The sequence below is a fragment of the Rhodococcus sp. NPDC059968 genome (assembly GCF_042738615.1).
Taxonomy (GTDB): Bacteria; Actinomycetota; Actinomycetes; order Mycobacteriales; family Mycobacteriaceae; genus Rhodococcus_F.
Window position 1 is genome coordinate 1 of the sequence record NZ_JBHWUE010000014.1, and the last position, 10,956, is coordinate 10,956.

The 10,956-nt window shown below is 66.2% G+C and carries 13 protein-coding genes; 5 read left to right on the forward strand and 8 right to left on the reverse strand.

Translation table 11 applies throughout. The features are described from left to right. Window positions 1-121: 121 nt before the first annotated feature. The 3 genes from ACFWAY_RS14625 to ACFWAY_RS14635 are packed head-to-tail and all read right to left on the reverse strand — an operon-like array spanning window position 122 to window position 998. Window positions 122-358 (reverse strand): transposase, encoded by a 237-nt coding sequence (locus ACFWAY_RS14625; protein WP_378511111.1) that lies wholly within the window; start codon window positions 356-358, stop codon window positions 122-124. After that, a complete protein-coding gene (locus ACFWAY_RS14630; RefSeq protein WP_378511027.1) occupies window positions 355-657 on the reverse strand; it encodes an IS3 family transposase in 303 nt (100 codons plus the stop codon). Before ACFWAY_RS14630 ends, ACFWAY_RS14625 begins: the two co-directional genes overlap by 4 nt. A gap of 53 nt (window positions 658-710) precedes the next feature. Next, a complete protein-coding gene (locus ACFWAY_RS14635; protein ID WP_378511028.1) occupies window positions 711-998 on the reverse strand; it encodes a transposase in 288 nt (95 codons plus the stop codon). Between the two features lie 298 nt (window positions 999-1,296). Between ACFWAY_RS14635 and ACFWAY_RS14640 the strand changes: the two genes are divergently transcribed. From ACFWAY_RS14640 to ACFWAY_RS14655, 4 genes are all read left to right on the forward strand, one after another. Further along, on the forward strand, window positions 1,297-1,596 hold the full coding sequence (locus ACFWAY_RS14640; protein WP_378511029.1) for a hypothetical protein: 300 nt from the start codon (window positions 1,297-1,299) through the stop codon (window positions 1,594-1,596). 505 nt (window positions 1,597-2,101) lie between these two features. After that, the gene (locus ACFWAY_RS14645) at window positions 2,102-2,359 is read left to right on the forward strand and encodes a hypothetical protein (protein ID WP_378511116.1); all 258 of its coding nucleotides are present in this window, start codon (window positions 2,102-2,104) and stop codon (window positions 2,357-2,359) included. Beyond that, window positions 2,254-2,637 carry a hypothetical protein gene (locus ACFWAY_RS14650; protein WP_378511112.1) on the forward strand — a complete coding sequence of 128 codons (384 nt, stop codon included), beginning with the start codon at window positions 2,254-2,256 and terminating at the stop codon, window positions 2,635-2,637. The genes ACFWAY_RS14645 and ACFWAY_RS14650 overlap by 106 nt, the downstream gene beginning before the upstream one ends. A gap of 419 nt (window positions 2,638-3,056) precedes the next feature. Further along, entirely contained in the window at window positions 3,057-4,358 is a 1,302-nt protein-coding gene (locus ACFWAY_RS14655) for a YibE/F family protein (protein ID WP_378511030.1), read from the forward strand. A gap of 11 nt (window positions 4,359-4,369) precedes the next feature. On the opposite strand, the gene ACFWAY_RS14660 is transcribed toward ACFWAY_RS14655, so the two are convergent. From ACFWAY_RS14660 to ACFWAY_RS14675, 4 genes are all read right to left on the reverse strand, one after another. After that, a complete protein-coding gene (locus tag ACFWAY_RS14660) occupies window positions 4,370-4,594 on the reverse strand; it encodes a hypothetical protein (RefSeq protein ID WP_378511031.1) in 225 nt (74 codons plus the stop codon). Between the two features lie 59 nt (window positions 4,595-4,653). Next, window positions 4,654-6,093: an Hsp70 family protein gene (locus ACFWAY_RS14665; RefSeq protein ID WP_378511032.1), complete on the reverse strand. Its 1,440-nt coding sequence runs from the start codon at window positions 6,091-6,093 to the stop codon at window positions 4,654-4,656. A 111-nt stretch (window positions 6,094-6,204) separates the two neighbouring features. Beyond that, window positions 6,205-7,164 (reverse strand): esterase/lipase family protein, encoded by a 960-nt coding sequence (locus tag ACFWAY_RS14670; RefSeq protein WP_378511033.1) that lies wholly within the window; start codon window positions 7,162-7,164, stop codon window positions 6,205-6,207. A gap of 116 nt (window positions 7,165-7,280) precedes the next feature. After that, window positions 7,281-8,603, reverse strand: coding sequence for a UDP-glucose/GDP-mannose dehydrogenase family protein (locus tag ACFWAY_RS14675; protein ID WP_005563241.1), 1,323 nt, complete (start codon window positions 8,601-8,603; stop codon window positions 7,281-7,283). A 105-nt stretch (window positions 8,604-8,708) separates the two neighbouring features. Between ACFWAY_RS14675 and ACFWAY_RS14680 the strand changes: the two genes are divergently transcribed. Then, a complete protein-coding gene (locus tag ACFWAY_RS14680) occupies window positions 8,709-9,227 on the forward strand; it encodes a protein tyrosine phosphatase (protein ID WP_378456214.1) in 519 nt (172 codons plus the stop codon). Here ACFWAY_RS14680 and ACFWAY_RS14685 read toward each other — a convergent pair. Beyond that, window positions 9,192-10,931 carry a polysaccharide biosynthesis tyrosine autokinase gene (locus ACFWAY_RS14685; protein WP_378511034.1) on the reverse strand — a complete coding sequence of 580 codons (1,740 nt, stop codon included), beginning with the start codon at window positions 10,929-10,931 and terminating at the stop codon, window positions 9,192-9,194. The two genes, ACFWAY_RS14680 and ACFWAY_RS14685, sit on opposite strands and share 36 nt — an antisense overlap. Window positions 10,932-10,956 lie beyond the last annotated feature (25 nt).

Consider the following 10,956-nt stretch of genomic DNA (forward strand, 5'->3'; position numbering starts at 1 on the left):
CGCAAGATGTCCGTCTTCCACGTCAAGCACCCGCACCACCGCAACGCGCCCTGCGTAGACCGCAGACCGCTCGTCCTCTCGGGCGACTCCGTGCCCTCGCCATAAATAAACGGTATTGGGCTTAATCGGAATGGAAGATCACCCCGGCCGATGGATTTCGGTGGGTGATCGCCATCTCGAGTGCGTCGGTGATCAGGCTCGTGCGCATGTGATCGGCGAGCGACCAGCCGACTACCTTGCGTGAGTGCAGGTCGATGACGGTGGCCGGGCAGGCCCAGCCGTCCCAGGTCTTGATGTAGGTGATGTCGCCGCACCACCGCAGGTTGGGGCTGTTGGCGGTGAAGTCGCGGCCGATCAGATCAGATCGGGAGCCGGCACAGGTGTATCACCGGCGACGGTGGTGCGTTTCCACTGTCGTGGATGGCGTCCGCGCAGGCCAGCGGCCTTCATCAGCCGCCACACTCGTTTCAGGCCCATGTTCACTCCATGGGTGTGCAGCTCGGCGCGCATGCGTCGGACGCCGGGGTTGCCCCGCAGCTCGGCGTGCAGGGTGACGATCAGCTCGCTCACTTCGACGTCGGTGCATGCCCGGCCGCTGATCGGGCGGGTGCGCCACGCGTAGTAGCCGGAGCGGGAAACGTCCAGTTCGGCGCACATGAACAAGACCGGGTAGGTGCCGGAGTCAGCCCAGTCCGCGATCGCAGCGAAAATTACCGCTGGTCTTTCGCGAACCAGGTCGCTACTTTTTTTGCGAACTCCAATTGCATCTTCAGGTGCGCGTTTTCTTTCCGGACTTGTTCGAGTTCCGCGCGCTCATTGATATCGAGCGGCCTGTCCGACTCGGCGCCGTCCGCGTTTTCGCTATTCACCCATTTCCTCAAAGTCCTTTCGTGAACACCGATATTTGCGGCAACCTTCGTGGCTGTTGTTCCGTCGAGCACTAATTGTAGTGCCTGCTTTTTATACTCGGCTGTGAAGCTACGTCTCGTCGATCCCATTGCTGTCCCTTCACGGTCGGGAGCCGGTCGCTAATCTGAATCAGGCGACTGTCCACCAAATCGGGAACGGTCCAATCGCCGAGTTCGACGACTACTATCAGGAGCAGAAGTCCGCCGGCTCCCTCGCACGGGAACTCATCGCCGCGCTGTCGGACCCGCGGGAGAATCCAACCCGCAAGCAGCACTGAACGAACTGGCCGCACTCCAGAAAGACCTGCAAGACTGGGATCAGGTCCGAATTCGCTGCCAGCAGATCGCAGCCGACGTCGAGTAGCAACCAAAGAAAAGGAGGTTCACGGTGTCGAAGAATCTGTATTACAACACAATTCACGACGACGACGCCGACCCTCACGTGTTGCAGGAGCAAGACCTACTCAACCTGCTCGAGTATGGCAACCTCACTGACTGGCGGCCGCTGCTGCGCGTACTACGCGCCGAACCCGATGGTCCCGTCGCAGCCAAGGTCGAGACGATCCTCGACCTAGTCGAGTCCCCCGGTATCGCCGAGTTCTTCCAGATCAAGCTCGACAAGTACCGGGGCCGGCCCCTCGACCACGTCATCACGGTGCGGCGGCCGGACCGCTTCTGGGGCATCTGACAGCCACCGCAAGGCGTCCAGGGCCTGCCGCTGAACCGGTCCAGAACTACCCTTAGAAAGCCGCAGTAAACCCCAAGCAACGCGAGGTTCTAGAATCCAGTTTGAATCAACCGTGAATGTCGCTAATACTTCTTTCACCAGCGCTTTTGATGTCACTAATTGAACACATTGGACGCCGTTGATGAGATTCGGATAACTCGACCGTTGCCCGCTGTGATTGCCTCGTCTGCAGATTCAGTGACCAGCAACAGACGCATTCGCCAACAAGGTCGTCGGCTGGCGCACCGGTCCGCGCGCGGACATCGATCTGGCGCTCTCGGCGCTCGACTACACCCTCTGGACCCGCGACGTCCGCGACGTCCGCGACGGGAAGCTGATCCATCACAGCGACAAGGGTTGAGCAGTCACCGCGGTCCGGTTCCGTGCCCGTGACGAGACCGAATCCAGCCACCCCGGGGCCGCGGATCAGCCGTCTTCACCGCGGTGCACGTCGGCAATCCGGCGGATGACCTCAGCCCCGGCCCGCCAACTCGGCCAGCACAAGCGCGGCCTTCAACGCGAGGGCCCCGGCCGGCCGCTCGCCTATGCCTTTTGGAAGAACCGGCCCGAGCGGTTGATGCCGGGGTGTGGATTGGCCGTTCCCACCGTGGTGCTGGCGTGGGCGGTGCTGTGCTCGGGCATCTCTTGGACCGGGCTCGCGCCGATGGATTCGATGCACTGTTCGTTCGCACGAAGCCAGATAGCGCCGCTGTTCACCGCTTGACGGGAGCGTTGGAGTGGATCTCGTCCGCGATGGCGCTGAAATCACCGCCTGGGTCGACCTCACGGCACTCACGTCGTCCTAGCTTTCCGGCTCCCGGCGGCGACATGGCTGTGTCAGCGACCGTGCCGACTGAACCGTCTGTGAGTGTTTGTAGTGGCTGGCCCGGGGCTGGCTGGCAGGATCGGTGTCGTCGTCGCGACCGGGTGTGGGACGGTGACGCCGACCAACCGTCGGGTGTCAGGTCACGACATTGTGGGCGATTTCACATACCCGGTTGACGAATACCCGTACCGTGTCGGTAGATTAGCAACCGGCACCTTGAGTGCCGCGAGCACCTGTCGCCCCTCCCCCCAGTGGGCGCCAGGTTGGTGGCGGGGTCAACCCCCCCTGTACCCCGCCACCCAGCTCGGTAAATCTCTCCGCGCAGCGGCTCAGCGTCCGCGGAACACACCCGCGTTCGGAGTTCCGGACCACCCTTCCGTGGAGTTCGGCGTTCGCTGCACATTGACTGCTGCGTGCCATGCTTCGATATCGAATCGCACCGGCGCCATATAAGCGATATGCGAGCAATACAAACCTGACAGGTCGGCAACACTGGTACCTCACGCCACTTCCGTCACAGCGTCACCGGCTGTCGTCCGACTACCCTGTCGTGCGTGCGGAGACAATCCACCCAGCAGCCGACGCGATGCGGCCGATGAGCGAATTCCACGGACACGGCCACGGACACGGACACGGCCACAGCGACGGACCGGCCCCGATGGGGCCCGTGGCCGCCAAGGTGGTTGTCGGGCTCCTCGTCGCCATCGGTGTCGCGGTGCTCATCGGCGCCATCGCGTTGTGGCCCGGCAAGCCGGGCGCCGACGTCGAACAGCCCTTCCAGAGCGCCCAGGGGGGTGCGGTCGTCACGGAGTCGGGCACGGTCACGATGCAGAACATCGGCGACTGTGGAAGTCCGTCGGCCGGGCGCGTCTTCACCGGTACCCCGCTGCCGCCGCCCGCCGGTGCGTACGAGTGCCAGCGCAGCATCGTCGACATCGAGTCCGGTCCCAACTCCGGTACCCAGACACTGCTGGAAATCATTCCCGGACCCGGGCAACCCGACCTCCGGGTCGGCGAGAGCATCCGGCTGTCCCGTCAGACGGACGTGAACGGCACAACGGAGTACTCGTTCGAGGACTACGCCCGCGGCCTGCCCGTCACCCTTATCGCACTCGCGTTCGCCGTCGTCGTGATCGCGGTCGCGCGCTGGCGCGGCTTCCGGGCGCTCGTCGGCATCGTCGTCTCGTTCGGTGTGCTCGTCCTGTTCACGCTCCCGGCCCTGCTGGACGGACAACCCGCGATTCCGGTGGCTCTCGTCTCCGGCGCCGTGATCCTGTATGCCGTGCTGTATCTCGCTCACGGTGTCTCCCTGCGAACGAGTTCGGCGTTGCTGGGCACTCTCGCGTCGATGCTGGTGGCCGCGGTCCTGTCCTACGCCACCATCGAGATGACCCGTCTGACAGGGCTTTCCGAGGAGCAGAACACCAACGTCCAGACGTACATACAGCACGTCAGCATCACCGGGCTCCTGCTGGCCGGCTTCATCATCGGCTCGCTCGGTGTGCTCAACGACGTCACCATCACGCAGGCGGCGTCGGCGTTCGAACTGGCGTCGCTGGACCCCGACGCGTCCCGGCGTCAGATCTTCGGTTCGGCGATGCGCGTCGGTCGTGATCACATCGCCAGCACCGTCTACACCCTCGTCCTCGCGTATGCCGGCGGGGCGTTGCCGTTGCTGTTGCTGTTCAGTGTGGCGGGGCGGTCGATCCAGGACGTGCTGCTCAGCGATGCCGTGGCCATCGAGATCGTGCGTTCGGCGGTCGGTGGCATCGCCCTGGCACTGTCGGTTCCGCTGACCACCGGGATCGCGGTGATGTTGGCACGTCCGATCGGCGCGGGTCCTTCCGACACGACCCCCGCGGTCAAGTCGTCACGGGGTGGCCGCCATTCCAAGTAGTGCGGCGACCGCTAGCTGAAGGCGCCGAACTCCCGGAGGACGATGAAGGCGATGGCGATGACCATCAGCGCGTAGACGGTCAGCATCGTCACTTTGGCCGCATGCTCGCTGGTGGGCGGGAACATCTTCAGGATCGGCTTCGTATAGGCGACGAGCCGGCGCGTTTCTGCCGGCGCGGCCGCCGAAGGCCTGGGAACGCTGGGAGTGCTGTGGAACTCCGCTGGATTTGCAGACACTGCACACATCCTCTCTACGCCGGAACCATTCCCATGGTAAGCCCGCGGAGCGGTGACGACTACGTTCCCGGGAACCTGGGGAGTTCGGGCAGCTGGAACGGCGGCAGTTGAACCTGCGGCAGACCGGGGAACAGCGGCGCGGGCGGTGGGGGCGGCGGTGCGGGCGCCGGCTCGGGAATCCGGATCTGCGACGCCGTCTGGACCGGCGCTTCGACGGCCTCGGACGTCGCAGGCGGCGGGGGCGGCGTCGGCGACGGCGTGGCCATCTCGGTGATAACCGGCGACGCGGTGGTGAGTTGCGTGGTCACCGGCTGAGACGAGCCCTCGGTGCGTGCCAGCAGGTTCTTGCCGTACCCGAGCCCGAGACCGATCACCGCCACCACGGCGAGTGCGCTCCCCGCCAGCGCGGCCCCCCGGATCTGGAGCTTGGCCACCTGCTGACTCGGCGGCGGCGCGGCGGCGCTCAGCCAGGACGGAGTACTCGACGGCGCACCGGTGCGTGCGACGGTCGCGCTCGGAGCCTGGTTCGAGACGGCGGCGTCGAATCCGCTCGATACGGCCGTCTCGAATGTGGATCGCGGTGTGTAGTGCGGCGGGAGGACCCTGGCGACCTCGGCGGGTGGCGGCACCACCTGCTGGGCGAGCAGCGCAGCACCCTGTGCCGCAACGAGTTCGGGGTGATCGGGAACGACGACGGGCAATCCGAGCCACGACTGCAGCACCGTGCGCACCAGAGGAATGCGTGCACCGCCGCCGATGAGCACCACCGCATCCGGGGTTCGTCCCGACCTCGTGATCACGTCGCGGGCGAGGCGCGCCGAGGATTCGACGGTGACACCGATCAGCCCGTCCAACACGTCGCGGGAGAGCAACAGCAGTCCGCCGTCGCCGGGCACCGCGACGGCGCCGCCGGTGGACAGCCGCTCTTTCGCCTCACGACAGCGGAGGTCGAGTGCGAGGCCGGCGGCCGCGTCGCCGGGTTCCTCGATCCGCTTGTTCTCCAACTGGTTGTCGCGGATCAGCCGGTCGAAGACGTCTCCGCTCACGGTGTCGGTGCGGGCCGTCTCGACCACCTCCCCCGTCGCCCGGTCGACGACGCTCACGGTGAGCCCGGAGCTGCCCAGGTCGTAGAACACGAGCGTCGCATGGTGGCCGAGGGCGCCCGAGACGTCGAGAAACTTCAGTGCCGCCGAGGCCTCGGTGACGAGCTGGTAGTTGGCGAGCTGCTGCCGGGCCATCGCCGCCTGGACGGCGCCTGCCTGGGCTTCGTCGCGGTAGGCGACCCCGGTGGCCCGGACCTGCCCGGCGTCGGGTGCCCCGGCGAGGACGACGCCGATCGATTCGGCGGCGAGTTCCTCCGGCAGGTCCCGCCCTGCGGCGACGACCTGGGCCCGGAAATCGGGGACGAGCCGGCTCCCGGCGTCGTCACGGTTCACGGAGTCGGGTCGTGCCAAGCGCACAGCGCTCGCACCGACCGACACACCTAGAACCGAACTCATGGGCCGCCTTCGACTGTGCACGGGTTCGATCCGGAATCCCCCCACTCCATGGCCGCAGTCTAGCGAAGCGGTCCGACGGGGCAACCGGGCAACCGTTCGGCGGGAGACAACTCAGAAGTTGCTCGCGATGATCACTCCCGCGATGCCCGTGCCCAGTGGCACGAACATGCACGGTGGCACGACCGTGTGCGTGGGATCGAGGGTGTTGAGTACCAGTTGCTGCGAGAACGGGTCGTAGGGCAGGTTGAAATGTCCGGTCTGATCGATCGGGCACAGGTCCTGGACGAGGATGTTGGTGGCACCGGGGTCGTGCAGCGTCACGTTGGTGTACGGCTGGATCACCTCGTCGTACCGCGTCCCGATCGTGGTGTATTCGACGCCGGGGACCGTATCCCCGCCGGCATTGAGCGCGGCGAGGAACGGCGATCCCTGCACCTGCTCGGCGAGAGCCTCCGAACCGATCCCCACTATCAGTTCGTTGCCGCCGGGCAGCGTTTGCAGAGCCGTGGCGATCCCGAAGAACGTTCCACCGTAGGACGGCGACGCGATACCGATCCAGCGGTTCACCTTCGAGGCCCCGCCGAGCCTGTTGGTGTAGTAACGGGCCACCGTCGCGCCCTGCGAGTGCCCGATCAGGTCGACCTCGTCCGCACCGGTGGCGGACAGTACGTCGTCGACGAACACCTCGAGTTCGGCTGCCCCCTGGGTCATCGTCTGCATCCCGTAGTGTTCGGTGCCCGGTTTCTGTCCGTAGTTCAGGGCGAACACGCAGTAGCCGGCGGCCTTCAGTTTCGGGCTCAACCCGGCCCAGTTCGAATAGGCACTGCCGTCGCTGCCGTGAACGAGAATCACGGGATGAGGGTGCGCGGGACCAGGGCGGCACGAGAAGTCGTTGGTCCCGGGCGGCGCGGAATGCGGATGGTGCTTCGCGTACGAGATCGCCGCGCCCGCGTCCGATTGCGGGGGTCCCGGCAGGGTCGGAACCTCCGCAGCGTGAGCGGGCGCGACGCCGAACGCGCAGATGACCGCGGCGAGGAGCGCGAGTAGGGATCCGTGACGTGCCTTCGACATCGTCAGCCCTCCGTTGCGATTGAGGCTGACGCTACCGGCCGCCGCTGCCCCAGGAGCGCAGATCGTCAACCCGTTATCGCGGGTACCGCGAAGTCACAATCCGTTATCTGCGCGCGCTAGCCCCGCCCCAGCCCCCGGTAGACCCACCCGGCGGCGCGCCAATCCGCGGCGTCGAGGCAGTTGCGGCCGTCGACCATCACCCGCGCACGCACCACATCGTTCAGATCCTCCGGTTTCAGGGCCGCGAACTCCGCCCACTCGGTGAGCAGAAGCACCGCGTCGGCGTTGTCGCACGCCTCGACCGCCGACGTCGCATAGTTCAGCGTCGGGAACAGTCTTCGCGAGTTGTCCAGCGCTTTCGGGTCGTAGACGCTGACCACCGCCCCGTGCAGCTGCATCATTCCCGCGACGTTGAGTGCCGGCGAATCACGGACGTCGTCGGATTCGGGCTTGAACGCCGCGCCGAGCACGGCGACGTTGGCGCCGAGCAGCGAACCCCCGCACACCTGCGCCGCCAACTCCACCATCCGGGTGCGGCGCCGCATGTTGATGCTGTCGACCTCCCGGAGGAAGTGCAGTGCCTGGTTCGCGCCCAGTTCACCCGCCCGCGCCATGAACGCGCGGATGTCCTTGGGCAGGCAGCCGCCGCCGAAGCCGAGGCCGGCGTTGAGGAAGCGCCGGCCGATCCGCGCGTCGTATCCCAGGGCGTCGGCGAGTTGGGTGACGTCGGCGCCGGTGGCCTCGCACACCTCGGAGATGGCGTTGATGAACGAGATCTTGGTGGCGAGGAACGCGTTGGCCGAGACCTTCACCAGTTCCGCGGTGGCGAGGTCGGTGACCAGGAACGGAATGTCCTCCCCGAGCAGGCGGGCATACAGTTCGCGCAACTCGGTCTCCGCGCGTCCGGGGCGCTGCCGGTCCACACCCAGCACCATCCGGTCGGGGTGCAGGGTGTCCTCGACGGCGAAGCCCTCCCGCAGGAACTCCGGATTCCACGCCACTTCCACGGCGTCACCCGCCGGGGCGAGCGCCCGGGCCCGCGCACCCAGATCCGCCGCCGTCCCGACGGGAACGGTCGACTTGCCGACGATGACGGCGGGACGATCGAGCAGCGGCGCGAGCGTGTCGATCACCGAGTGCACGTGCCGCAGGTCCGCGGCGTACTCCCCCTTCTTCTGCGGGGTGCCGACACCGAGAAAATGCAGGTCCGCGAACTCGGCGGCCTCGCTGTAGGACGTGGTGAAGTGCAGTCGCCCGGCGTCGATGTTCCGGCGCAGCACCTCCCCGAGCCCCGGCTCGTAGAATGGGACCTCCCCGGAGGAGAGCTTCGCCACTTTTCCGGGATCGATATCGACGCCCAGGACGTCGTGGCCCAGTTCCGCCATACAGGCGGCGTGGGTGGCTCCCAGGTATCCGGTTCCAAACACGGTGCAGCGCATGCACCCTTGATAACCAGCGCAGGTGAGCGCGATATTTACCCGACTGATGTTCGAAGCCAACAGTGCGTGTACGAACGGTGCGGGCCGAGACCCTATGCTTCGCCCATGCATGTTCTCTTCGTCTGCACCGGAAACGTCTGTCGCTCCCCAACGGCTGAGCGCCTCGCAGTGGCATACGCCGAGGAGCTCGGGATCACCGATCTGACTGCCGAAAGTGCAGGTACACGCGCCGCGGTCGGACGCCCGATGGAACCGACGGCCGCGCAAGTCCTCGAGGGACTCGGGGGTGATCCGAGCGATTTCACCGCGCGGATGCTCACCGCCGATCTGGCGGCAGAGGCCGATCTGGTGTTGACGATGACCGAGCGTCAGCGCGAGAAGGTGCTCGCTTTGGCCCCTGAGCAGCTGAAGAAGACGTTCACCCTCAAGGAAGCCGCCCGTCTGGCCGAGGCAGCGGATGCGAAGTCGGTGGCCGATCTGGCTGCTGCGCGTCCCAGACACAAGGCAGGCGAGTCGCCGGAGGACGTTCCGGACCCGATGGGACAGGACGAAGACACCTTCCTGACCATCGGGTCCGAGATCGCCGAACTACTGGGTGTGGTCGCGCGGAGCGTCCGCCTCTGACCAGGTTTCCTGGTCGTCACGGTAGCGGCGGGTGCGTCTCGGTGCGGTTGGCACCGGTGCGCCCGCCTGCTGCTCGTTGCCGTAGTGGTCGGGACCGCCGTACCATTGCTGACTCTGGTCACCCGGGTAGGCCGGGGCACCCTGATAGGCCGGCACTTCCTGCGGATCTCCCCCGTTCGGACCGTACTCGTGCGACGGGTACTCGTCGCGAACGTACGGGGTCGGCTGCTGCGGTGCCGGCGGCTGCGGTGCCGGCGGCTGCGGTGCCGGCGGCTGCGGTGCCTGATGCTGAGGGGGCTGCTGCTGCACGGCAGGCTGCACGGGGACGGCCTGCTGCATCTGCGGCAGAGACTTGTCGGTCTCGTAGTAGTACTTGTACTCGTAGACGCCCCGTCCGCGACTCGGCGTCATCGTGATGATCGTTCCGAGGATGGTTGCCCCCACGCTGTGCAGGTTGCCCACCGCCCTCGACAGCTGATCCCGCTTGGTTTCGGCGTGCCGCGCGATGACCAGCGCGCCGTCCGACATCGCGGTCAGCACGGTCGCGTCGGTGACCGGCAGGAGCGGTGACGCGTCGACGATCACGTAGTCGAACCGTCCGCGCAGATCCGCCAGCACCTGGCGCGCCGTCTCCGTTCCGAGGAGCTCACTCGGGTTCGGCGGGATCGGTCCGGACGCCAGAACCGTGAGTCCCGCGTACTGCGTCGGCTGGAGCACGGCGTCGAGGTCGGCCTTGCCCGCCAGGACGCTGCTGAGACCGACGGAACCGACGACACCGAGGTACTTCGACACCCGCGGCTTACGGAGGTCACCCTCGACCAGGCACACGTTCTGGCCGCCCTCCGCCAACACGAGCGCGATGTTGATGGCGGTGGTCGTCTTGCCCTCGGTGGGCAGCGAACTGGTGACGACGATGACACGCGGCGGGTTGTCGACCTCGAGGAATTGGAGGTTGGTCCGCAGTTCGCGATAGGACTCCGCGCTCGACGAGTGCCCCTCGGCGAAATTGATGGCCTGCTGCGTCTGCCGGTCCTTATCGAACGGGATGGTGCCGATCAGTGCGGATCCGGCCAGCTCCTCGACGGTGCGACGATCCTTGACCGTGTTGTCGAGGCGATCACGCAGGACTGCCAGCGCGAGACCGAGCAGCAAGCCCACCGCTGCACCCAGCGCCAGGTTCCGTTCGGTTTTCGGGGAGACCGCCACCGACGGCGTCTGTGCCTGCTGCTCGACGACGACGCGCGCCGCCGGCGCGCCGCCACGCTCGGGCGTTTCCAATTCTCGTGCCATGACGACGAACTCGTCGGACAGCGCGTTGGCGATATCGCGGGCGCGTTCCGGCGACGAATCCTGCACCTTGACGTCGATCAGCACCGTGTCCGGCGCCGAGCTGGCCTTCACTTGCGATGCGAGTGCGGGCGCCGTCATGTCGAGGCCGAGCTTGTCGATGGTTCGCTGCGCGAGATTTTCACCGGTGAGCAGCTTGGTGTAGGACGTCACTCGCTGCTGCGAGAACAGATTGCCCTGGTATATCTCGTTGACTGATGCCCCGGACGACGTGGACACGAACATGCGGGTCGACGCCTCGTACATCGGCGTGGTGAGCAGTGATGCTCCCAGCGCGCCGAGAATAGCAACTACGGTCGTCACGGCGATGATTTTCCATCGTGCTTGCAGTATCCGCAGGTAGTCTTGTATTTCCATTATCGAGTCTCCCATCGACTTCACG

Coding starts and splice junctions, on each gene's coding strand:
- ACFWAY_RS14685 (WP_378511034.1), bottom strand. CDS start 10,931: ATGGAAATACAAGACTACCTGCGGATACTGCAAGCACGATGGAAAATC.
- ACFWAY_RS14645 (WP_378511116.1), top strand. CDS start 2,102: ATGACCTCAGCCCCGGCCCGCCAACTCGGCCAGCACAAGCGCGGCCTT.
- ACFWAY_RS14665 (WP_378511032.1), bottom strand. CDS start 6,093: ATGAGTTCGGTTCTAGGTGTGTCGGTCGGTGCGAGCGCTGTGCGCTTG.
- ACFWAY_RS14670 (WP_378511033.1), bottom strand. CDS start 7,164: ATGTCGAAGGCACGTCACGGATCCCTACTCGCGCTCCTCGCCGCGGTC.
- ACFWAY_RS14680 (WP_378456214.1), top strand. CDS start 8,709: ATGCATGTTCTCTTCGTCTGCACCGGAAACGTCTGTCGCTCCCCAACG.
- ACFWAY_RS14655 (WP_378511030.1), top strand. CDS start 3,057: ATGAGCGAATTCCACGGACACGGCCACGGACACGGACACGGCCACAGC.
- ACFWAY_RS14635 (WP_378511028.1), bottom strand. CDS start 998: ATGGGATCGACGAGACGTAGCTTCACAGCCGAGTATAAAAAGCAGGCA.
- ACFWAY_RS14630 (WP_378511027.1), bottom strand. CDS start 657: ATGTGCGCCGAACTGGACGTTTCCCGCTCCGGCTACTACGCGTGGCGC.
- ACFWAY_RS14675 (WP_005563241.1), bottom strand. CDS start 8,603: ATGCGCTGCACCGTGTTTGGAACCGGATACCTGGGAGCCACCCACGCC.